This is a genomic window from Rhizobium sp. PAMB 3182 (genome assembly GCF_052908355.1).
The window spans coordinates 849,567-871,807 of record NZ_CM128607.1; the positions used below are offsets into that span (position 1 = coordinate 849,567).

General features: G+C 63.6%; 23 protein-coding genes. 15 read left to right on the top strand and 8 right to left on the bottom strand.

The genetic code is table 11. The features are described from left to right. Positions 1-39: 39 nt before the first annotated feature. Positions 40-939, bottom strand: a complete 900-nt coding sequence (locus ACU5AZ_RS04305; RefSeq protein WP_446824800.1) for a DMT family transporter — start codon at positions 937-939, stop codon at positions 40-42. Positions 940-1,040: 101 nt separating this feature from the next. Here ACU5AZ_RS04305 and ACU5AZ_RS04310 point away from each other — a divergent pair, with 101 nt between their 5' ends. From ACU5AZ_RS04310 to ACU5AZ_RS04325, 4 genes are all read left to right on the top strand, one after another. Further along, positions 1,041-1,892: a LysR substrate-binding domain-containing protein gene (locus ACU5AZ_RS04310; protein ID WP_446824801.1), complete on the top strand. Its 852-nt coding sequence runs from the start codon at positions 1,041-1,043 to the stop codon at positions 1,890-1,892. 80 nt (positions 1,893-1,972) lie between these two features. Continuing rightward, complete coding sequence (locus ACU5AZ_RS04315) at positions 1,973-2,287, top strand: ArsR/SmtB family transcription factor (RefSeq protein ID WP_446824802.1); 315 nt, start codon at positions 1,973-1,975, stop codon at positions 2,285-2,287. Then, positions 2,284-2,640, top strand: a complete 357-nt coding sequence (locus ACU5AZ_RS04320; RefSeq protein ID WP_446824803.1) for an SRPBCC family protein — start codon at positions 2,284-2,286, stop codon at positions 2,638-2,640. Before ACU5AZ_RS04315 ends, ACU5AZ_RS04320 begins: the two co-directional genes overlap by 4 nt. Positions 2,641-2,693: 53 nt before the next feature. Beyond that, on the top strand, positions 2,694-3,293 hold the full coding sequence (locus ACU5AZ_RS04325; protein WP_446824804.1) for an ATP-dependent Clp protease proteolytic subunit: 600 nt from the start codon (positions 2,694-2,696) through the stop codon (positions 3,291-3,293). Between the two features lie 112 nt (positions 3,294-3,405). On the opposite strand, the gene ACU5AZ_RS04330 is transcribed toward ACU5AZ_RS04325, so the two are convergent. Further along, positions 3,406-3,882, bottom strand: coding sequence for an HXXEE domain-containing protein (locus ACU5AZ_RS04330; RefSeq protein ID WP_446824805.1), 477 nt, complete (start codon positions 3,880-3,882; stop codon positions 3,406-3,408). A 218-nt stretch (positions 3,883-4,100) separates the two neighbouring features. Beyond that, complete coding sequence (locus tag ACU5AZ_RS04335) at positions 4,101-4,298, bottom strand: hypothetical protein (RefSeq protein ID WP_446824806.1); 198 nt, start codon at positions 4,296-4,298, stop codon at positions 4,101-4,103. A 326-nt stretch (positions 4,299-4,624) separates the two neighbouring features. Here ACU5AZ_RS04335 and ACU5AZ_RS04340 point away from each other — a divergent pair, with 326 nt between their 5' ends. Next, a complete protein-coding gene (locus tag ACU5AZ_RS04340; protein ID WP_446824807.1) occupies positions 4,625-5,440 on the top strand; it encodes a hypothetical protein in 816 nt (271 codons plus the stop codon). 252 nt (positions 5,441-5,692) lie between these two features. Here ACU5AZ_RS04340 and ACU5AZ_RS04345 read toward each other — a convergent pair whose 3' ends face one another. Continuing rightward, positions 5,693-5,959, bottom strand: a complete 267-nt coding sequence (locus tag ACU5AZ_RS04345) for a sel1 repeat family protein (protein ID WP_446824808.1) — start codon at positions 5,957-5,959, stop codon at positions 5,693-5,695. A 517-nt stretch (positions 5,960-6,476) separates the two neighbouring features. Here ACU5AZ_RS04345 and ACU5AZ_RS04350 point away from each other — a divergent pair. The 4 genes from ACU5AZ_RS04350 (at position 6,477) to ACU5AZ_RS04365 (ending at position 9,782) form a co-directional block, all read left to right on the top strand. Beyond that, positions 6,477-6,818: a DUF2147 domain-containing protein gene (locus ACU5AZ_RS04350; RefSeq protein WP_446824809.1), complete on the top strand. Its 342-nt coding sequence runs from the start codon at positions 6,477-6,479 to the stop codon at positions 6,816-6,818. A 284-nt stretch (positions 6,819-7,102) separates the two neighbouring features. After that, entirely contained in the window at positions 7,103-7,255 is a 153-nt protein-coding gene (locus ACU5AZ_RS04355) for a hypothetical protein (RefSeq protein ID WP_446824810.1), read from the top strand. A 72-nt stretch (positions 7,256-7,327) separates the two neighbouring features. Further along, complete coding sequence (locus ACU5AZ_RS04360; protein ID WP_446824811.1) at positions 7,328-8,827, top strand: AMP nucleosidase; 1,500 nt, start codon at positions 7,328-7,330, stop codon at positions 8,825-8,827. 10 nt (positions 8,828-8,837) lie between these two features. Next, positions 8,838-9,782: a zinc-dependent alcohol dehydrogenase family protein gene (locus tag ACU5AZ_RS04365; RefSeq protein WP_446824812.1), complete on the top strand. Its 945-nt coding sequence runs from the start codon at positions 8,838-8,840 to the stop codon at positions 9,780-9,782. Between the two features lie 11 nt (positions 9,783-9,793). Here ACU5AZ_RS04365 and gfa read toward each other — a convergent pair whose 3' ends face one another. Beyond that, on the bottom strand, positions 9,794-10,366 hold the full coding sequence (gfa, locus tag ACU5AZ_RS04370; RefSeq protein ID WP_446824813.1) for an S-(hydroxymethyl)glutathione synthase: 573 nt from the start codon (positions 10,364-10,366) through the stop codon (positions 9,794-9,796). Positions 10,367-10,607: 241 nt separating this feature from the next. Between gfa and ACU5AZ_RS04375 the strand changes: the two genes are divergently transcribed. Together ACU5AZ_RS04375 and ACU5AZ_RS04380 are read left to right on the top strand one after the other, a co-directional pair. Then, positions 10,608-10,931, top strand: coding sequence for a hypothetical protein (locus ACU5AZ_RS04375; RefSeq protein WP_446824814.1), 324 nt, complete (start codon positions 10,608-10,610; stop codon positions 10,929-10,931). 112 nt (positions 10,932-11,043) lie between these two features. After that, positions 11,044-12,525, top strand: coding sequence for a multicopper oxidase family protein (locus tag ACU5AZ_RS04380; protein ID WP_446824815.1), 1,482 nt, complete (start codon positions 11,044-11,046; stop codon positions 12,523-12,525). 42 nt (positions 12,526-12,567) lie between these two features. Here the strand turns inward: ACU5AZ_RS04380 and ACU5AZ_RS04385 are convergent, their stop codons facing one another. Beyond that, positions 12,568-13,839 carry a serine hydrolase gene (locus ACU5AZ_RS04385; protein ID WP_446824816.1) on the bottom strand — a complete coding sequence of 424 codons (1,272 nt, stop codon included), beginning with the start codon at positions 13,837-13,839 and terminating at the stop codon, positions 12,568-12,570. 118 nt (positions 13,840-13,957) lie between these two features. Continuing rightward, positions 13,958-14,929 carry a lysylphosphatidylglycerol synthase domain-containing protein gene (locus tag ACU5AZ_RS04390; RefSeq protein ID WP_446825910.1) on the bottom strand — a complete coding sequence of 324 codons (972 nt, stop codon included), beginning with the start codon at positions 14,927-14,929 and terminating at the stop codon, positions 13,958-13,960. A gap of 109 nt (positions 14,930-15,038) precedes the next feature. Between ACU5AZ_RS04390 and ACU5AZ_RS04395 the strand changes: the two genes are divergently transcribed. The 4 genes from ACU5AZ_RS04395 to ACU5AZ_RS04410 all read left to right on the top strand — a co-directional run bounded on the left by ACU5AZ_RS04395 (position 15,039) and on the right by ACU5AZ_RS04410 (position 20,828). Continuing rightward, on the top strand, positions 15,039-16,580 hold the full coding sequence (locus ACU5AZ_RS04395; protein ID WP_446824817.1) for an ArnT family glycosyltransferase: 1,542 nt from the start codon (positions 15,039-15,041) through the stop codon (positions 16,578-16,580). A gap of 175 nt (positions 16,581-16,755) precedes the next feature. Then, the gene (locus tag ACU5AZ_RS04400; protein WP_446825911.1) at positions 16,756-17,751 is read left to right on the top strand and encodes a glycosyltransferase family 2 protein; all 996 of its coding nucleotides are present in this window, start codon (positions 16,756-16,758) and stop codon (positions 17,749-17,751) included. A gap of 54 nt (positions 17,752-17,805) precedes the next feature. After that, positions 17,806-19,329 (top strand): glycosyltransferase family 39 protein, encoded by a 1,524-nt coding sequence (locus tag ACU5AZ_RS04405; protein ID WP_446824818.1) that lies wholly within the window; start codon positions 17,806-17,808, stop codon positions 19,327-19,329. Then, positions 19,326-20,828 (top strand): glycosyltransferase family 39 protein, encoded by a 1,503-nt coding sequence (locus ACU5AZ_RS04410; RefSeq protein WP_446824819.1) that lies wholly within the window; start codon positions 19,326-19,328, stop codon positions 20,826-20,828. The genes ACU5AZ_RS04405 and ACU5AZ_RS04410 overlap by 4 nt, the downstream gene beginning before the upstream one ends. On the opposite strand, the gene ACU5AZ_RS04415 is transcribed toward ACU5AZ_RS04410, so the two are convergent. Beyond that, positions 20,825-22,183, bottom strand: a complete 1,359-nt coding sequence (locus ACU5AZ_RS04415) for an aspartate aminotransferase family protein (RefSeq protein ID WP_446825912.1) — start codon at positions 22,181-22,183, stop codon at positions 20,825-20,827. The two genes, ACU5AZ_RS04410 and ACU5AZ_RS04415, sit on opposite strands and share 4 nt — an antisense overlap. Between the last annotated feature and the right edge of the window lie 58 nt (positions 22,184-22,241).

The window sequence follows — 22,241 nt, forward strand, 5'->3', positions numbered from 1 at the left end:
GCAATGGGGAGTTTCGCGCCGATGCCCGATCCGCCGGCGCTACGCCGCCGGGGCCGGCACGGCGGTGCGGACGCCCCAGCGTAGTGTGACGCCGAGGCTGGCGATCAGGATGGCGGCAAAGCCGGCATACTGCACCGGCACCAGATGGCGGCCATAGACGACGGCATCAGCCATGATGGCGCTGACCGGATAGAGAAACAGGAGGACGGCCGCGAGCGATGTCGAAAGCTTCGGCAGCGCGCCGTAAAGCAGGACATAGACCCCGCCCGTATGCACCAGGCCGATCAGCAGGAACCAGCCCCACTGGCCGGATGTCACCTGCATTGGGCCGAGGGGCGCGGCGGCGAACAGCAGTAGCGTGCCGCAGAGGCACTGGACTGTGACCAGCTGCGGCGCGTTCATGCCTTTCAGCCCCTTGGCGATCAGCGTCACCAGCGCATAGAGGAGCGCGCCGCCGAGCGCGCAGGCAAGGCCGAGCAGATAGGATCCGCCCGGCAGGACGCCGCCATCGCCGATATCCGTCGCCAGCACCAGCCCGGCCAACGCCAGAACGATCCACGCGCATGTCGCCAAATGCAGCCGCTCGCGGAAGAAGAGTGCGCCGAGAAGCACCACGATCAGGGGCTGGACGTGAAAGACGATGGTCGACACGGCAATGCCGATGTGCTGGATCGCCGTGAAGAACAGCACCCAGTTGCCGACCATCAACAGGCCGCTGGCGCAAGCCAGGGCGAGCACTTTTCCCGGCAGGCGCAGGAGCGCCGTCAGCCGGCCGCGCCAGGCCGCATGCAGCGCCAGCGCCAGACCGCCGATCAGGCAGCGGTAGAAGGTGACGGAGATGGGATCGGCGCCGCTTTCGACCACGCAGACGCCGAGCGTACCGAGCAGCGTCTGCGCGGCCATGACGCCGAGAATGCCTTGCGTCTGGCGGGTGATCATCGGCCTCTCCTTCTGCCTGCTGCCGATGAAAATCCTAGCGCCGTTGATTCGTTTCACAATCAATATAGTCTGACGGGATTATTCAGCTTTTCGAGGCAATCATGCAGCTCGACCATGTCCTGCTCCGCACGTTCGTCGCCTGCGTCGACACGATGAGCTTTGCCCGTGCGGCGCAAAGCGTGAACCGGTCACCGGCGACGATCTCCAGCCAGATCGCCCGGCTGGAGGCGGAGGTGGGCACGCTGCTCTTTGTCCGCGACACCCGCAACCTGGCGCTGACGCGGGCCGGCGAGCAGATGGAGGCGCATGCGCGGCGCATTCTGCGGCTGCATGACGAGGCGGTGGAGGCCTTCCGCAAGCCGGACGTGGCGGGCTCGATCCGCATCGGCGCGCCGGAAGACTACGTCGCCAACATCCTGCCGCCGGTGCTCAGGCGCTTCAGCCTTTCCTTTCCCAAGGTGGAGATCAAGGTCGTCTGCGCGCAGTCGACGGTGCTCGTTCCGCAGGTTCGAAACGGCGAGATCGATCTGGCTGTCGTCACCCGCTCGCGCGGCGTCGAGGGACAGCTTTTGCGGCGCGAGCCGATGATCTGGATCGCCTCGCATGACCGCGTGGCGCTGGAGCGGCGGCCGCTGCCCGTCGCCCTGTTCGAGCCCGGCAGCCAGGCGCGGCATGTGGTGCTGGCGGCGCTGACGCGCAGCAACATCCCGTTTCGTGCGGCTTACGAGAATGTCAGCCAGTCGGCGCTGTTGACGGTCGTCGAGGCCGGGCTGGCGGTGGCCAGCGTGGCGCGCATGTCGGCGCCGCCAAGCGTCGCGCAGCTGACCGAGGCCGACGGCCTGCCGGCGCTCGACGCGGTGGAAATCGCTCTTGTCCGCAGCACGGGCTCCCACAACCGGCTTGGCGACGAGATGGCGGAGGCCATCTGCCAGCGTGCCGACGCCGCGCTCTAACGGCGGCCCGGCGCGGCGGACATCAAAAAATCCCGCATTGCCTCTTGCGAATCGAATAAGTATCGACTTATGTATTATGCATGATCGAGAACGATATCTTCCGGGCGCTCGCCGACCCGACCCGCCGCACGATTTTCGAGAAGCTGGCCGCCGGTCGGCAGAATGCCAGCGCTCTGCGCGAGGGCATGACGATCAGCCAGCCGGCGATGTCGCAGCACCTCTCCGCGCTGCGCGACGCGGGGCTCGTGCGCGAGGAGCGGCAGGGCCGCTTCGTCCATTACGAGGTCGACCCGGACGGGCTGGCGGCGATCGCGCAATGGCTTTCAAGATACCGGGCCTACTGGCCCGCCCGCATCGATGCGCTGAAAGATCTCCTGAAGGACATGGACCAATGACGGACGCCACGACAGACAAGACCGCCCCCCTCCGCCTCGACTACGCGCTCGACGCGCCGCCGGAAAAGGTCTGGCGCGCCATCAGCCTGGCGGAATTTCGCCGGCGCTGGCTGCCGGACGGAGCACTTTCCGGGGAGGACGGCACGACGATCGTGCCCGGCCGCGAGGTGCGCTACCGGCTGCGCGACGGCGTCCCGCCCTTCCTCGAAAGCGACGTCACCTTCCGCATCACGCCCGACCTCGCCGGCGGCACCTCACTGCAGATCATCCAGCAGCTGACGGCCGAGAGCCTGGAACGGCTCAGGCGGGCGGCGGCCAACGATGACGGCCCGATGCTGATGCTCGCCGCCTGACGGGCCTAAGCCCCCAACCCCTTCCCAAAACCAGACATGATTGGAGTTCGCCGATGCGCGAAGCGATGCAACTCGTCCCCATGGTGGTCGAACAATCGAGCCGCGGCGAGCGGTCGTTCGACATCTATTCCCGCCTGCTGCGCGAGCGGATCATCTTTTTAAACGGAGAGGTCAACGACGCCGTCGCGGCGCTGGTCTGCGCGCAGCTCCTGCTGCTCGAATCCGAAAACCCGAAGCGGCCGATCCACCTCTACATCAATTCGCCGGGCGGCGTGGTGACCAGCGGGCTCGCCATGTACGACACGATGCAATATATCCGCGCGCCGGTACACACGCTCTGCATGGGCACGGCCCGCTCCATGGGCTCCTTCCTGCTGATGGCCGGCGCGCCCGGCGAGCGCGCGGCGCTGCCGAATGCCAGCATCCTCATCCACCAGCCCTCCGGCGGCTTCCAGGGCCAGGCCTCCGACATGCTGATCCACGCCGACGAAATCCGCCGCACCAAGCACCGCATGACGCGGCTCTATTCCGAACACTGCAAGCGCAGCTACGAAGAGTTCGAAGCCGGCATGGACCGCGACCGCTTCATGACCGCCGAGGAGGCGCTGGAATGGGGGCTGATCGACCGGATTTTGAAGGTGCGGGAGGATTAGGACTTCGATCGACTGCCTTGCACACCGATCCGGACATCGGAGGTCTCCGGGCTCGAAGACCGGAAGCCCTCTCTCGTTGCAAACTGTCAAACAACCGAAAGACAACCCCCTTTCAGCCTGCCCGGGCCCGCCGGCGATGGTTTGTGAGCGACCAGAGCGGGTAGCAAAGGCCAAGCGCGGTCGAGAAGACGACCTGCGTCGTGGTTGCCATGCCGTGGCTGACGAGGACGGGCACGCCGGCAAAATAGAGCGGCAGATAGAGAAGCGTTCCGGTCACCACGCCCGGAGAATAGCGGCGCATGATCCAGACCGCCCGCAGGTGGAAGAATGCGTTGCTCATCAGGATTGCGGCGAGGACAACCCAGGCCGAGAGGTAGCCTTCAGCCGTCGTGCCGCGCCATGCGATCCATATCGCGACGGCGACCATGACCGCATTGATGCGCACGAGAAAACCGACCGTCAGGCTTTTTGCGATTTCCGGGCGATATTCGGCGTACCACCGCCCGAAGCCGCCGGGCCATGCGAACTCCTCGATCAGGTGAAAAAAGCAAGCGGCGAGCGGCAGATAGGGGAGTATGTCGGCGTTCATATTCTGGTCTCCATTGTTGAATGAAGCCCGTCAAACACCGCGATCCCCAGGGCATCAAACCCGCTTACGCAGGCTGCAGCCCCCATTCGTGAACGGCAGCCAATGCGCTTCACGCTTCGTGAATGACGCGGGTGTTTTCGCAGGGAATTCCGAGGCTTGCCGAGTTGGCGCGTGAACAACGGCCCCGGTCCCGGTCCGGAAGGGCCCGCCTCCCCTTTTCAACGCTTCTGCCACGCCGGATGCCATTGGCCTTTCAGATCAGACATGGCCGGGGCAGCGACGAACGGTTCGAAGCGGGCATGGACCGCGAGCGCTTCATGGCTGTGGAGGTGGCGCTGGAACTTCGAGGGGAGCGATTGGATCATGAGGGTGCGGGAAGACGGGGAATGGCGGGTTTGCGCCCTCATGTCGGTCATTCGGGTTCCTCGATCGGAGACCCAAAAACAGCCACAGCGTTGGGGCCTGCCTTGTCAAAAATGACATCTAACGAGCAATGCGCATCATAACCAACGCCACATGCCGTTTGTTAGGCAGGCCAAGTAGTTGTATTGGTGCAGATATGACTGAAAGGTTGCCAAAGTTGCGCAGAAAATTCTCAAGAATGTTTCATCGAACATACCGCAGAAGCATTGTTGCGGTGCTGTTAGCAGGAGAGCGGATGCATGCGTTAACTACCTATAGGCAACGGCGGAGCACGGATTGGTTTATAGTTATCTTGTTTGCAATGTCTGCAATAATTCTCATGACTGCTGCGCTCTCAACTCTTGAAGAAGCTCGGAACTGGCTCGCCAGCCCAGACGGGAAAAACGCCTATGCGTTTTGGATCGGTTCCAAGAGCATCTACGATCTCATCATTGGTTTGATGACAACGCTGATTGCGATCACCGCAGCATTTCTTGCCCTGCGAAGTTACCGGGTGAATCAGCGCGCGGCCGTCGCCAATCGTTATCAAAAGGGAGTCGAGTTGTTGGGTGCCGCGGCCGACAGTTCCAAACTTGGCGGTATCGAATTGTTGTCCGTAGTCGCCCGAGAAGATCATCAAGAATTCCAAGAGCCTGTGATTAGGACGCTTCGCCAGTTCTTGCTGGAGCGTTGCGCGGCCGCAACGGGGGCGGCTTATAGGAAAGGCTGTACTTGCGACCCCGCTACGTTCCCATGCACCGACTTCGTTGTCATGGCGGCTCTGTCGGCGGTCGCTCGAACGGAGAGGAGGCGGCGATGGCTCGAACTGGAGCATGACGACGAGGGCTTGGCTCTGCGTGGTATCCACCTGCATCAGGTGCGCTTGGTCAACTACGACCTTTCGAGAATTCGGTTTGAGGAGGCCGTTTTAGGGGACGTGTCTTTTGAGTCTTGCACTTTCGCTGAGACATTTTTCGATGCGCGATGTTTCGGAGTTCTGAATTTTCACAATTGCTCGATCAGCAACTCTTGTATTGCTGCGACCGATATAAATGGCAAACGATTAGACGACGAGGAAGCGCTGATTAAGATGTCGCAAAATCGACGAATCTTTAACTTCAGCTTGAATGGCAGGCCCATTTTGCCGTCGCGATAACTGCGGACTACCAATTCTGATTGCCAGAACCCACCAGTCAGCTCCTAGCACCCTTTAATCCCCCCCCCCAAAAAAACAAAAAACCGCGCCGGCCTTGTTCCTGCCGGTCGCGGTTTTCTCAAGTGGCGTCTGCCCCGTCCAAAAGGCCCCCGCCTGTCCCCCTCTTGTCGAGGTTTTTCCGCCGGGTTGCGGCGGAGAATTCGATTCAAGGCCCTCGCGAGTTGATTCAGCGAAGGGCCCCAAGCCGTTGAATTAGTGCATCGTCATCCATTCGCGGGCGGCGCGGAGCGCTTCGGCGAGCTCGAGCTTGGACATCGTCGCGGCGACGTCCTGGCGCAGTTCGGCGGCGCGTTCGCAGCCCTTGATGGCGGCGATGTTGAGCCATTTGTGGGCGGCGACGAGGTCGATGCCGCAGCCGCGGCCCGTTGCATACATGAGGCCCATTTCGCAGAAGACGTCGGCCTTGGTTTCGCCACCCATCGTGGCCATTTCAACCGGATTGATTTCAAAGCGTGCCATTGGTCAAGTTCCTGTTTTGCCTGTCTCAGTTGCCATGTCTTGCCCCTGTTTTTTGAGAGGCATGCCCGAGAGGCTCCGCTTTGTCTTTCCTTCGCGGAACCGGTCAGGACCGGCCGGGTTTTCCCCGCTCGTTTGATGAGCCAACTATCGCCGACGGCTTTCAACAGGCGCTTAAGCTGCATGATTAATGGCCCGCAAACAAAATCCAAACAGCCGGTAAACGGCGATTTCCATTAACCACGGGAGTGCTTGAATTCATTCGCATTTGCTTCGAATTTTACGAAAATTTTACGCGCCCGCCTCAACCCTTTAATAACCAAGGCACGAATTGGCACGGAAGCGTCCGCCGCAAATGGCGTTGCCGCGGCCAGGAAATCCGGCCGAATTGCCTATTTACCTTTACGTGTTGGTAAGATAATTTCAGTGCCGGAACATGCGGGTTTGGCGCCGGCCTGTTCCCTGGAGGAGAGAAGCACCGGCCGGACGTGCCCGGCGGTGAAACGGGATTGGAGGATCCATGGCATTCAAGACACTTCTGGCTGCGGCAGCCATTGCGCTCGCCTCGGCCACGGCCCATGCGGGCGAACCGATCGACGGCAAGTGGAAGACGGCGAGCGGCGAAACCGCCGAGATCAGCTCGTGCGGCGGGGCGTTCTGCGTGACGCTGAAGACCGGCGAGTTCGCCGGCAAGCGCATCGGCAAGATGAGCGGCAGCGGCGCGGACTATTCCGGCCAGATCACCGACCCGAAGGACGACAAGACCTATACCGGCTACGGCACCGTCTCCGGCGCGGCCTTGAAGATGAAGGGGTGCGTGCTGAAGATCCTCTGCAAGTCGCAGACCTGGACGCGGCTCTGATCCCGAAAATCTGATCCCTGCAAAAGGCGGCGGGCCACTCGGCCTGCCGCCTTTCTTATGCGGTTCAGGCGCCGTGCCGTTCACCCGTGTACATGCGCATGATCACAATCTCCCCCAAAATTGGTCCCATTCCGCTGGCAGGATAAAGTTTCCCTGCCTTTCAAGGGTGTTAATAAAGCTGAATTCCAGATGAATGCCGGTCTCAGGGCCCATTCAGACGGGTTCGGTCATTGTAACTGCGTCAACACATTGGAAGGGGCAAAACAATGATCCTGGCTAGACGCATGACGATTATCGGACTTGTTGCAGCAGTCTTCGCGATGCTGTTCTCCATGGCCGTCGAAAACGGATCCCGCCGCGGCTTCGTCCATCAGGCAGGCACCTCGGCCTCCTGCATCTTCAGCGACGATATCGGTTGCCGGCCGGTCATCCGCTAAATCCGAAACGAAATTTCGACGGCAGCTGTTTGCTGCCGTTTGCTTGTCACCAAGGCCAATCTATAATGGCGCATGAACAAGCGAATCTCTCCCATGTCCGTCTCCCATATTCTGACGCCCCCGCCGTTCGAGCCGTTGACCGTCGATGATCCGACGGAGGCCGTCGAAAGGCTTTCCGAGCTTTACGAACGCAACACCCGCTTCCTGACAGGCGCGTTCGCCGCACTCGCCGAAAGCGGCGTGCTGCAGGGCCGCTTCCGCGCCTGCTATCCGCAGGTGTCGATCGAGACGACGAGCTTCGGCCATGTGGATTCGCGCCTCTCCTACGGCCACGTGACGGCACCCGGCGTCTACACCACCACCGTCACCCGGCCGGAGCTGTTTCGTTATTACCTGAAGCAGCAGCTCGGCCTGCTGATGAAGAACCACGGCGTGCCGGTGACGATCTCGGAATCGGCGACACCGATCCCGCTGCACTTCGCCTTCGGCGAGGACAGCTATGTGGAAGCGACGCCGGCCATGGCCGACATCCTGCTGCGCGACATCTTCGACACGCCGGATCTCAACACCACAGACGACCTGATCGCCAACGGCGAATATGAGCCGGCGCCGGGGGAACCGCTGCCGCTCGCCCCGTTCACCGCCCAGCGCATCGACTATTCGCTGGCCCGGCTGGCGCATTACACGGCGACCAGCCCGAAGCATTTCCAGAACTTCGTGCTGTTTACCAACTACCAGTTCTACATGGACGAGTTCTGCGCCATGGCGCGCAAGCTGATGGCCGATGGCGGCGGCGGCTACACTGCCTTCGTCGAGCCCGGCAATGTCGTCACCCTGCCCGGCCAGAGCGAGCCGAGCGAGGGTAGCCCGCCCGGCCGGCTGCCGCAGATGCCGACCTATCACCTGAAGAAGAAGGGCCATGCCGGCATCACCATGGTCAATATCGGCGTCGGCCCCTCCAACGCCAAGACGATCACCGACCACATCGCCGTGCTTCGCCCGCACGCCTGGCTGATGCTCGGCCATTGCGCGGGCCTCAGGAACTCGCAGCGGCTCGGCGACTATGTGCTGGCGCATGCCTATGTGCGCGAGGATCACGTGCTCGACGACGACCTGCCGGTCTGGGTGCCGATCCCGGCGCTCGCCGAAGTGCAGCTGGCGCTGGAAGAAGCCGTCGAGGAAGTGACCGGCTACGAGGGCTTCGAGCTGAAGCGCATCATGCGCACCGGTACGGTCGCCACCATCGACAACCGCAACTGGGAACTGCGCGACCAGGCCGGCCCGGTCAAGCGGCTGTCGCAGTCGCGGGCGATCGCGCTCGACATGGAATCGGCGACGATCGCCGCCAACGGCTTCCGCTTCCGCGTGCCCTACGGCACGCTGCTCTGCGTGTCCGACAAGCCGCTGCATGGCGAATTGAAGCTGCCGGGCATGGCGACCGCATTCTACAAGACGCAGGTCAGCCAGCACCTGAAGATCGGCATTGCAGCCCTCGAAAAGCTCGGCGCCATGCCGCCGGAACGGCTGCATTCGCGCAAGCTCAGAAGCTTCTTCGAGACGGCGTTCCAGTAGGGTCTGCCGCATGGCCCGCGACGCCCTCTGGTACCGGCGCTTCGGCGCGCCGGAAGAGGTTCTCACTCTTGAGGCACATGAGCCCGGGCCACTGGCACCCGGCATGCTTCGCGTCGCCATGCATGCAGCGCCCGTCAATCCGTCCGACCTGATACCCATCACCGGCGCCTACGGGCATCGCGTCCGCCCGCCGCTGGTCGCCGGCTATGAGGGCGTCGGCACGGTTACGGAAGCCGGCAGCGGCTACGAAGACTGGCTCGGCCGGCACGTTCTGCCGTTGCGTTCCGGGGGCACATGGGCGTCATTCGTCGATTGCGATGCGGCGGTCGCGGTTCCGGTGCCGGACGACATCGACGATACGATCGCCGCCCGCGCCTACATCAATCCGGTCGCGGCACTTCTGATGCTGAAAGGCTGGCCTGTTGCGGGCCGGCGCATCCTGCTGACGGCGGCGGGCTCGAATTGCGCGGCGCTGTTGGCGGAATGGGCGCTTGGCGCAGGTGCGAACACGGTCATTGGCATCTGCAGGTCTCGCATGCATGATGACCGGTTGCGGGGGCTCGACATGACTGTTCTGCCCGACACCGACCTAGCGGCAATCCGCTCCGAGGCGGCGCGCGCCGACATCGTTTTCGATGCCGTCGGCGGTCCCCTCGCCGACAGCATCATGGCCGCCATGCCGCAAGACTCCGCCTTTGTCGGCTACGGTCTGCTGTCGGAGCGCCCAGTAACGCCGGGAGCTTCCGGCCCGGCGCTGCAACGCTTCCATGTCCGCGATCATCTCGCCCGCCTGTCGACGGACGAATGGCGCGGGCTGTTTGACGAGATCTGGCCGCTTCTGCGCCGGACGACACTGCCGCCGGCCCGGAGCTTCGCCCTTGCCGACTGGCAATCGGCTCTCGCGCTCTTCCGGACGGCGGGCCGGCAGGAAAAGCCGCTGTTGCTGATGCGCTGAGGAGACCGGTGCTATTCGACGTAGGTCCCGGCCTTCTTGGCGGCGAAGGTGGCGAGGTAGTCCATCAGCGGCGGGTTGAGGCAGTCATAGGGTTCTAGGCCCAGTTCCTTCAGGCGGGCGCGCACGCCGTCCATCTTCTTCGGACTGACGCCTGATTCGATGACCGAGGAGACGAAGGCGGCAAAGCCCGGCGCCGACCAGCCCTTTTCGGCAAAGCGCTCCGGATGGATGAAGGACAGGCCCTTGAAGGCGTGGTCGCGTTCGACCGGGCCGTACATGTGAATGCCGCAGGCCTTGCAGGCGTGCCGCTGGATCAGGGCGGAGGGATCGACGACGGCGAGCTTGTCGCCGTTTTCGACGACCTCGACATTGTCGCTCGGCACGACGGCCACCACCGAGAACATGGCGCCGTCCGGCTTCCAGCATTTCGTGCAGCCGCAGGCATGGTTGTGGGCGACGTCGCCCTTGATCTTCAGCCGCACCGTCCTGTCGGTGCAGCCGCAGGACAGCGTGCCGCCGGCAAAGCTGCCGCTGCCCTTTGAAATTCCATTGTCGATAGAGGGATGCAAAGCCATTCCGCCCATGTGAATTCCTCCCACATTGTCAGGCATTCAGCTTTAGTGCGGGAGGAAGTCTTTCACAGCGCCGGACCGGTTTCAACGAGCACTGCAGCATGACCCGCACTCAGCGCCGCCGCCGTCAATATTGCGTGATGGCTATTGAACATCACGCGGCGCACGCGCATATTCATGGCCAACGAAACGTTCGGTTTTCCTGATGGCAATTGCTCGGTTTTCCCGGTCCGGTCACAGGCGCAGCCTCTCCATGATGCTGGCCATCATGATCGCATTCGCGCCGCTGGCCGGCTTCATTGCCGTCTTGTGCCTGAGCACGCCGGACGCTATGGCCGCACCTCACCACATGATGCATCAGTCCATGCAGATGGATGAGGCGAAGCCGTGCCACGGCGATATCGTACCGGCCCAAAAGCTCGCCTGTGTCGGCGCCTGCAGCCAGTTGCCCGTATCGATCGGCACGGTCGAGGCGCCCGTCGTCTTCGACATCACCCGGCCCGTCTACGTTGCGGACGCCATGAGGACGCTGGTCGGCCAGCGCGCGCCTCCCGACCTCGAACCGCCCCGCCTCTGATCTTCCGATGCTGACCGCCTGCACTGCAGGCCGGTCATTCACGACCCGCACGCACTGACGTGCGGGACATCGGTCATGCCGGACCATCCGGCACATATCAGAGGATCTCATCATGGATCGCAGAGACTTCTTGCGCACCGCGCTCGGTGCCACCACCGCGCTTGCCGCGTCATCCTTCACCCGCTTCGCCAATGCCGCGACGGAAGCGCCGGCCTCGGCCACCCGCCAAAGGCTGCTGATCGGCAGCCGCACACTGGAGGTCAACGGCCGGGCCGCCAAGGTCTTCAGCCTCGTCGGCGCCAACAGAAAGCCGGGGCTCGTCATCAACAGGGAGGACGGTTTCGACGTCGATCTCGAAAGCGGGATCGACGAGCAGACGCTCATTCACTGGCACGGCCTAACGCCGCCATGGCAGCAGGACGGCGTACCGGGTAATCCCGCCGCGATGCTGGAACCGGGCGAAACACGCCATTACGCCTTCGCCCTTGCCTCGGGCGGCACGCACTGGATGCACGCCCATACGCTGCAGGAGCAGAACCTGCTCGCCGCACCGCTGATCGTTCATACGGCGGAGGACCGGTCAGCCGACGAGCAGGAGGTCGTCATCCTGCTGCACGATTTCTCCTTCACGCCCGCGGAAGAGCTGCTGGCGCGCCTTTCCGGTGGAGATTCCGATCATGGCGGCGGCATGTCCATGGGCGGGATGGCGATGGGCGGGATGGACCACTCGCAGATGGGCCACTCCATGGGCGGCGGCATGTCTGGTATGTCCGGCATGCCGGGGATGGCCATGATGGATTTCAACGACATCGAATACGATGCCTATCTCGCCAATGACCGGACGCTGGACGATCCGGAGGTCGTTCGGGTCGACAAGGGCGGACACGTCAGGCTGAGGATCATCAATGCCGCCGCCTCGACGGCCTTCACCCTGTCGACCGGTCCCCTTGCCGGCACGGTCATCGCCGTCGACGGCCAGCCGGTCGAACCGGTCGAGGATCGCGCCTTCCCGATCTCCATGGGCCAGCGGATCGATATCCGCCTGCAGATACCGGCGGACGGTGGCGCATTCCCGATCATCGCCCAGCGCGAAGGCGCCCGGGAAAGAACGGGCATCGTGCTTGCCTCGGCGAACGCCACAATCGGCAAGACGCCCCCCCTCGCCGACGAAGCCGGCCCGGCCGTCGGACTGTCGCTGGAAACGCGGCTTCGGGCCTCGCGCCCGCTTGCCGGCAACGCCGGTGCCCGGCAGTTCAACCTCGACCTGACGGGTTCGATGATGAACGGCTATCGCTGGGGGATCGAGGGCGATCCGATGAAGGTCCGGCGCGGGGAAAGGATCGAGATCGGCCTGCGCAACATGACAATGATGGCGCATCCGATCCATCTGCACGGCCATCATTTCCAGGTGATCGAGCTGGATGGGACGCCGCTTTCCGGCGCACTGCGCGACACGCTGACCATGCCGCCCATGGTCACCGCGAAAATCGCCTTCGATACCGACAATGCCGGCGTCTGGCCGCTGCATTGCCATCATCTCTACCACATGGTGAACGGCATGATGACCTATGTCCACTACGAGGGCATCGGCTGACCGAGAGACGGACAGCGGTCGGGCCGGCCAAAACAGGCCGGCTCAGCCGTTGTCGGGAACCAGCATGCAGGTGAACGCGCGGGCCTTCAGCGCCTCGCAGGCGGATGCCGCCGCATCGCGGCTGTCGAAACCGGCGAACCGGGCGCGGTAGAGAACGCCGGCCATGGTGGCGACGCTCTCGGTGTAATAGGTGACGCCGCTGAAATTGGCGGACAGTGTCGGCTGCGCCTTGGCGAGCAGATCGATGGCCGCCTCTTGCGTCGGGGCGGCGGCGATCTGCACCTTCCAACCCTGCGGGGCGGCAGCGGCCGCAGGTGCGGGCTGGGCGGCGGCATCGGGCGCCAGCTGCGGCGGCACGCTCGGTTCGCTCGCGGTGGCGAAGGCGAGTGCGGACGGCGTCGGCCGGATCAGCGGCGTCGGCAGGTTGTCGTCGGCAACGGACGCCGTGGCATAGGTCGCCCCGCCGGCTTCGCGGGCGGCGATCAGCGTGTTCGACCAGCGCGAGCGAGCCTTCGGCACATAACGGTCGAGCAGTTCGGCCATTTGCGCATCGCGGGCCTTGGCCGTGCGTCCGCCCATGACGACGCCGATTACCCGGCGGCTCCCCTTCTTGACCGCGGTGACGATATTGTAGCCGGACGCATTGGTGTAACCGGTCTTGATGCCGTCCATGCCGTCATAGCGGTACATGAGGCGGTTGTGGCCGCCGCGGACCTTGCCGCGAAACTCCATGCGATCCAGCGCGAAGAGCTTGTATTCCTTCGGGTAGTCGTTCATCAGCGCGACCGCCAGGATCGACATGTCGCGGGCCGTGGTGATCTGCCGGTCGTCGGGCAGGCCGGAGGCGTTGGTGAAGACGGTAGAGCGCATGCCGAGATCGCGCGCCCTGGCGGTCATCCGGGCGGCGAAGGCCTCCTCGGACCCCGCAAGCGCCTCGGCCATGGCGGCAGCGGCATCATTGGCAGACACCACGATCATGCCCTGCACGGCTTCGCGCACGGTGATCGTCTCCCCTGCCTTCGCGCCGAGCTTCGTCGGAATTTTTGCGGCGGCCGTCGGCGACATGACGATACGCGAATTCCAGCCGAGGCGGCCCTTATGCATCGCCTCGAAGGTCATGTAGAGCGTCATCATCTTCGTCAGTGAAGCGGGATGGTTGATAACGTCGGCATTCTGGGCGGCGAGAATTTTTCCGCTCTTGGCGTCCAGTACCAGATAGGCATTGCCGGCTGTCGCAAAGGAGGCGGTGAAGAACAGAAGTATCGCCGAGATCAAAAAGGAAGACAGGCCCTTAAAAGCCTTTTCTCTTTGCATGAATTTACCCGCTTGTTCGTCGTCAGCCGCCCACGTGACAGCGAATGCCGTTATAAACGCATTCGACAATAGCGGCATTCATAAAATTTTAAGCAATTCGCTTATGGTTAGCGAAAGCTTAACGCCGATCGTCGGTATAGCGCGATTTGCCGCTGCCGGGCAAGACGAGGGAAAGCGCCGTCCCCGCCAAAGCCGAAACGACGACCAGCAGATGCACGTTGATCGCCGCCTTGGCGAGCGTACCCAGCACATCGGAGGCATCCGCCCCGAGTGCGGCCGCACCCGCTGCAATCCCGGCCGGATAGGTGCCGATACCGCCCGGCGCGTGCACGGGCAGGACCGATGACAGTTCCCCGCCCAAAGCACCGCCGAAGGCAGCGGCAATCGGCGTGACGCCCATCAGCGCCAGCACCCAGGCGAGCACAACGACCTTGGTCGACCAGTTGACGACAGTGAAGGCCCAGGCGCGGATGAAGGCGGCCATGGTCGCCGGCGTACCGGCGTCGACCTCCTCGATCAGCGCCTCGAGCTTCTGCGGCAGGACGCGGCGGGTGAAGCCGATGATCGGCCGCTTCAGGGCGAAAAGAATGAGCGGCGCGACGAGGACGATGGCCCAGAGCCCCCAGGCGAGAACCGGCTTGTCCGACTCCAGCGCCAGACCGATGCCGGCTGCGACCAGCAACGCATGCAGGTCGAGAAGGCGGAGAACCAGAAGCGCCGAGGTGCCGCGCGCCAGCGGAATGCCGAATTCCGAGCGCATCAGCAGCGGAAAGCTCGTCTCCCCGGTGCGGAACGGCATCATGATGTTCAGGAGATTATGGACCTGCGTGACGCGGAAAAGCGCCAGGAAACGACCCTTCGTCTGGCGCGGGAAATAGTCGTGCATCCGCCAGGCGCGGATGATGTAGGTCGCGGTCAGCAAGACCATGGCGATGATGACGACCGAAATGCCTGCATGCTGCCAGCCGGCGATGATGACCGACCAGCCCCAGAACCATTCGATGAAGGCGGCATAGGCGAGGACGACGGCCAATGTGAACAGCGGCATGCGCAGGCGGGCGAACAGGCTCTTCTCCGTCGCCCCATTCATCTCGTTCGTTTCCAATGCTGCTTTCCGTCGCGGTTGCTCTCGAATGCCGCTTGATATAACAGAAGCCCCCGGCAGCGCCAGCCAAAAGACCAGCCCCGGAGTACCGGATTTGCCCGCTCCCACGACATCCCCGCGGCCCCCGTCCGCCGAAAGCGACAACGCCGGAAAGACCGGCGGCGAACTGCTGTTTCCGATCATTCTCGCCTGCTATTTCGTCGGCCAGACGCTGCTGCGGCTGTGGATGCCCGACACGCTGCAGCACGACGAGGCGCAGCAGATCTTCGTCTCGCAGTTCCTCGCCGTCGGCTATGACGGGCAGCCGCCGCTTTATAACTGGCTGCAATACGGCGCCGTGCATCTCTTCGGCGTGTCGCTCGTTTCGCTGGCGCTTTTGAAGAACCTGGTGCTGTTTGGCACCTATTTCGTCTTCTGGAAGACGGCCGGACTGATCCTCGACAACCGTAAGCTGGCGATCACCGCGACGCTCGGCCTGCTGACGATCCCGCAGCTTGCCTTCGAGTCGCAGCGGGACCTGACGCATACCGTCGCGGTCTTCTTCTCGGCCACGCTGTTTGCCTATGCGCTGATCCGCACGGTCAAATATCCTTCCGCCTTCAACTATGCCCTGACGAGCGTCGCGATCGGTCTCGGGGCCTTGTCGAAATACAATTTCGTGCTGCTGCCGGTCGCCGCCTGCCTTGCCCTGCTGCTCGACCGCGACATGCGCCGGCATGTGCTGGACATCCGCCTTGCGCTGACCGCACTGGTCGCCGCCGCCATCGTCCTGCCGCACGGGCTCTGGTTCTTCGACCATATGGGCCGCGCCACCGGAACGGCGCTCAAGAAAATGGTGACCGACGACACGAGCTATGCCGCAACGGTGTTCTGGGGGCTCGGCTCGCTTGCCGTCGCCGTCATAGGGTTTTGCGCGCTGACCGCCGTCTGCTTCGCCTTAGCCTTCCGGGAGAACCTGCGGGCGGCGTTGGCCGCACGCGATCCGTGGATCCGTTTCTTCGAGCGCACGACGGCCTTCGTCATCATCGGGCTCATCCTGATGGTCGTGTTCGGCGGCGTCGACAGCATCCGCGACCGATGGCTGGCGCCCTATCTCGTCACCTTCCCGCTCTATCTCTGCCTCAGGCTCGACCGTTCAGGAACATCGTTGGAACTCGGGCGCCACCGTTTCAAGATCATCGCCGCTGGTCTGATGGTCCTCATTCCGCTGCTGCTGGTCGGGCTGCTCGCGACCGTCCATGTCAACGGCAAGTACGAGTATATCAACACGCCGTTTGCCGCGCTGGCCGAAGACATCGAACAGCAGGCCGGAACGCCGGCGGTCTATGTGTCATCGGAAACGCATCTGAGCGGCAACCTGCATTTCCAGCGGCCGGACGTACCGGCCATCGCGCTTTCCTATCCGCAATACCAGCCGGCCTATGACTGGACTGCCGAGCATCCGATCGTGCTCGTCTGGCGGCAGGGCAAGGGCCGGACGCCGCCGCCTTTCCCGGACGACCTGAAGGACTGGCTGACAGCGAAGGGCATTTCGCCGGCAGCGGCTCAGACGCGCGTCGTCAAGCTGCCCTATATCTACGGGCGGCCCGGCGACGTCTATCAGTTCGCCTATAGCGTCATCTATCCGGGCAACTAGAAGAGCAGGCACAGCCCGGGGATGGCCGACGGGCAACACTCCGTGGGCCTCGCCACTTGCAACATCGCGTCGCGGTTGCCCTCCCATGCGGCTTGATATAACAGGAAGCGCCGGCAAGGCCGGCCTTCAAGAGCAATTTTCCGGAGTGATGAATTTGTCCGCGTCCATTGAACCCATGCCCGTGCAAACCGCATTGGAGAGCGGCATAGACCTGTCCGTCGTCATTCCGGTGTTCAACGAGCAGGAAAGCATTGCGCCGCTGATCGAGCGTGTCACCGACGCGATGAAGCCATTTCCGAAGAGCTGGGAGCTGATCATCGTCGACGACGGCAGCGCCGATGCGACGCTTGCCGGCGCGCGCAAGTTCCTCGACCGCGACGGTCTCGACCTGAAAATCGTCGAGTTGCAGCGCAATTTCGGCCAGACCGCCGCCATGCAGGCCGGCATCGATGCGGCCACCGGCCGGCTGATCGCCACGCTCGACGGTGACCTGCAGAACGATCCGCACGACATTCCGACCATGGTTCAGGCGCTCGAGGATCGCGAACTCGACCTCCTGCAGGGCTGGCGCCAGAACCGCCAGGACGCGCTGGTGCTGCGCAAGATCCCGTCGAAATGCGCCAACTACCTGATCGGCAAGATTACCGGCGTGCGCCTGCACGACTATGGCTGCTCGCTGAAGATCTACCGCGCCTCGGTGATCAAGCAGGTGCGCCTGATCGGCGAAATGCACCGCTTCATCCCGGCCTGGGTCGCCGCCGTCGTGCCCTCCTCGCGCATCGGCGAAATGCCGGTCACCCACCACGCCCGCCAGCACGGCGTTTCCAAGTACGGCATCTCGCGCACCTTCCGCGTCATTCTCGATCTCCTGTCGGTGCTGTTCTTCATGCGCTACAAGGCGCGGCCGGGCCATTTCTTCGGCTCGATCGGGCTGGCCGTCGGCGCGCTCAGCGCCCTCATCTTCCTCTGGCTCTTCATCCAGAAATTCGCCTTTGGCGAAGACATCGGCACGCGTCCGCTTCTGACAGTCGGCGTCGTCGGCGTCCTGTCGTCGGTGCAGTTCATCACCACCGGCATTCTCGCCGAGCTGATCACCCGCACGTCCTTCGGCAGCATCGAGAAGCCGAACTACATCGTCAGGACCGTGTTCAAGAAGGATGGCCATGCGTAAGCTGCGTCCATCGCGGGCAGCGGAGACGCAACGACCGGACGGGGCGGTTTCCGCATGACCGCCCGCCCCGCGCCGCCGCCGGCCGCACGGGCCTTCGCGCTGCTGTTTCTCTACTTTGTCCTGTCCGCGATCATCAGGCTGTCGCTGCCGCATTCGCTTCGGCTCGACGAGGCCGAGCAGATCTACATGTCGCAGTGGCTTTCCTGGGGCTACGGCGCGCAGCCACCGCTCTACAACTGGCTGCAGCAAGCCGTCTTCACCGTCACCGGCCCGACGATTACCGGCATCGTGATCCTGAAGAACGTTCTGCTCTTCGCCTGCTTCGTTTTCTATTGGTTCGCCACCTCGACCGTGATCCGCGATCCGGCGCTGCGGCTTGCCTCGATCGCCGGGCTTGTCACGCTGCCGCAGGTATCGCTGGTGGCGCAGCAGGATCTCACCCATACGATCGTGCTTCTGGCGGTTACAGCAGCCTTCCTGTACGCCTTTTTCCGCACGCTGACGGCGCCGAGCCTCGCTTCCTACCTGCTGGCCGGTTTGACCGTTGGGCTGGGGGTCCTGTCGAAGTACAATTTCGCGCTGCTGCCGGTCGTCGCCATCCTGGCGCTCCTGCCCGATCCGGCCCTGCGCAAGCGGGTCTTCGACTGGCGGCTTCTCGCCGCGCTGGCGCTTGCCGGACTGATCGTGCTGCCGCATGCGCTGTGGTTCCTCGACCATGCCGGGCTCGCGACCCAGGGCACGCTCGGCAAGATGCAGGGTTCGGCGTCAGGCAGCCACATGCTGCGGTTCTTCAAGGGCATCGGCGCGCTGATCATGGGCATTCTCGCCTTTTGCGCGCTGACGCTGGTGATCTTCGCGGCGATCTTCAGGAAGCCCTTCCTCGACAGCCTGAAGAGCGGCAACGCGATCACGCGGGTCATCGAGCGCATGTTCCTGCTCACGGCCGTGGCGCTGGTCCTGATCATTCTCATCACCGGCACGACGAAGATGAACGAGCGCTGGCTCGATCCCTTCCTGCTAGTGCTGCCCCTCTATCTCGCGGCCAAGATGGAAGCCGCCGGCATGGATATCTCCGCCGGACTGAAGCGCCTTTCGACTACGGCGGCGGTGATCCTGATCGGTGTTGCCGCCTTCACCATCATCGAGGTAACCGTCCTGCCTCTCGCCGGCCTCTACAAGCGGATCAACATTCCCTATGGCCCGTTCCTGCAGAGCCTGAAGATGGAGAATGCCGAAACGCCGGCGATGATCGTCACGCAAAGCTGGCTTGAAGCCGGCAATCTGCGGCAGGCCTTCCCGAACGTGCCGGTGCTGGCCGGATCCGGCGACGAACTGCGGCCGGCGGAGGCGATCGACGGCCGGCACCCGCTGCTGTTTGTGTGGACCGACAACAAGCACACCGGCGAAATCCCGGCGGGCATCGTCAAGGCCGCACAGGCCTTTGCCGGCGCGCAGGCAACCGACATCGAGCCTCGGTCGATGACGCTCCCCTATCATTTCGGCTGGGACGGCGAGACCTACACGTTCGGCTATGCGTGGCTTCCATCGCCGAGTGCCGTCGGACTGCCGAAACCATGACGGAGTGGCTCAAAGCACGCCCGGAACGCGTCTTCCTGATTGTCGCGACCTATTTCGCGCTCAATGTGATCGTCCGCATGGCGATGCCGCATGCGCTTGAGTCGGACGAGGCCGAGCAGGTCTTCTTCGCGCAGTGGTGGGCGCTCGGCTACGGGCCGCAGCCGCCGCTCTACAACTGGCTGCAGCATGCCGTGTTCGATGTCTTCGGCGTGTCGATGCTGGCGCTCTCGGCCACCAAGTGCGTGCTCCTGTTCCTGATCTACCTGTTCTACGGGCTGACGGCGCGCATGCTGCTCAAGGACCGGAGCTGGCTGCCGATCGCCGCCCTGTCGCTGCTGACGATCCCGCAGATCAGTTTCGAGGCGCAGCGCGACCTGTCCCATACGGTGGCGGTCACGCTATCCGCCTCCTTCTTCCTGTTTGCCAGCGTGCTGACGCTCAAGCGGCCGAGCCTTTCGAGCTATGTGCTGCTCGGGCTGGCAAGCGGCCTCGGGCTGCTTGCCAAATATAACTTTGCCCTGCTGCCCGCCGCCGTCTTCATCGCGGTGCTGACGGACCGCGATCTGCGCTCCCGGCTCCTCGACTGGCGCATCCTCATTTCGGCGACAATCGCCATCCTCCTCTTCCTGCCGCATGCCGTCTGGCTCGCCGGCAATCTGGATGCGGCCAGCGCCAACACGATCGGCAAGCTGACATCCGGAGACGCACCGGCCAACATGGCCATGGGCTGGCTTAAGGGTGTCGGGTCGCTTGCCATCGCGCTTATCGGCTTTGCCGGCGTCACGCTCGTCGTCTATGCAGCGATCTTCCAGAAGGCACTGCTGGTCTCCCTTCGGGCCGGAACCCTATGGACGCGCTTTTTCGAGCGGGTGATGCTCGCCATCCTCGTCTTCATCGTCATCATGATCCTCGCCGGCGCCGACAACATCAAGGACCGCTGGCTGACGCCGCTTCTCTTCCTGCTGCCGCTCTATTTCTGCCTGAAGCTGGAAGCCTCGGGACTGGCCGGCTCGGCACTGCTGAAGCCGTTCTGGCGCACGGCCGCCGCCTTCATGATCGTCATTCCGGCAGCACTCTTCCTGCGCGTGCCGCTCGCCCATTTCACCGGCGACTACCAGCGGCCGAGCACCGACTACACCGCAGCGTTCGACGCCATGACGAAGGACAGGACGCCCGGCCTTGTGGTCACCGACCGCAAGCTCTACGCCGGCAGCCTGCGGCTCAAGCATCCGGACATCCCGTTCGCGACCTCGGAATTCTCGCTGTTCGAGACGGCCAGTCATGCCGACGCCGACCATCCGATCCTGCTCTTCTGGATCCGGAAGAACAGCGACGCGGGCATGCCGGTCAGTCTTGTGAACTGGCTTGAGAAAAAGGGACTGCCGCAGCCGACGGAAGAGGAGATGAAGCAGGTCTCCATCCCCTACCACTACGCGCGCGGCGACGACGCCACGCTCTTCGGCTACGCCTGGGTCACCCCGCAGCCCTCCGGCAACTAGCCCTTCATCTTCGCCCATACGGCATCGAGGCCTTCGCGCAGGACGGCGACCATGCGGTCGACCTCGCCTTCGGTGATGACCAGCGGCGGCGAGGCGAGCATGCGGTCGCCGGTGGCGCGCAGGATGAGGCCGCGCTCCAGGCATTCGTTGCGTACCATCGTGCCGATCTCGTCGGGCTTCTCGAAGCGCTGGCGGGTCTTCTTGTCCTTCGCCAGCTGCACCGCGCCCATCAGGCCGACGGAGACGACTTCACCGACCATGTCGTGGTCCTCGAGGCTCTTCCAGGCCTTGGAAAAATAGGGGCCTATATCGTCATGCACGCGCTCGACCAGCTTTTCCTCCTCGATGATGCGGAGGTTTTCGAGCGCCGCGGCCGCGCAGACCGGATGGCCGGAATAGGTGAAGCCGTGGTTGAAGTCGCCGACCTCGTTTAAAAACACGTCGGCGACGCGGTCGGAGATCAGCACGCCGCCGATCGGCAGGTAGCCCGACGACAGGCCCTTGGCGATCGGCGCCAGATCGGGCTCGACGCCGAAATGCTGGTGGCCGAACCAGTGGCCGAGGCGGCCGAAGCCGCAGATGACCTCGTCGCAGACGAGCAGGATGTTGCGCTCGCGGCAGATGCGGGCGATCTCCGGCCAGTAGGTCGACGGCGGCACGATGACGCCGCCGGCGCCCTGGATCGGCTCGGCGACGAAGGCGGCGACATTCTCCTCTCCGAGTTCGTCGATCTTGGCTTCCAGCTCGCGGGCGCGGGCGAGACCGAATTCCTCCGGGCTCATCTCGCCGCCCTCGGCATACCAGTATGGCTGGCCAATGTGGTGGATGCCGGCAATCGGCAGGTCGCCCTGCTCGTGCATCCACTTCATGCCGCCGAGCGAGGCGCCGGCGACCGTCGAGCCGTGATAGCCGTTGACGCGGGCGATCACCGCCTTCTTCGTCGGCTTGCCGAGCGCCGCCCAGTAGACGCGGGCCATGCGGAACCAGGTGTCGTTCGCCTCGGAGCCGGAGCCGGTGAAGAAGACATGGTTGATCTTCTCGCCGGCATGGGCGGAGATCTTTTCGGCGAGCAGCGTCGCCGGCGGCGTCGTGGTGCCGAAGAAGGTGTTGTAGTAAGGCAGCTCGTTCATCTGCCGCATCACCGCCTCGGTGATTTCCCGGCGTCCGTAACCGATATTGACGCACCAGAGGCCGGCGAAGCCGTCGAGATAGCGCTTGCCCGCATTGTCGAAGATGTGACAGCCCTCGCCCCGCTCGATGATGCGGCTGCCCGAGGCATTCAGCTTCTTCATGTCGGAGAAGGGATGGAAATGGTGGGCGGCGTCGATTGCGGCAAGATTGGAAAGCGCTGGCATGATGCTCACTGACTGTTGGTCCGGAAGGTGCCCGCAGATTGGCCACAGAAATCCGGTT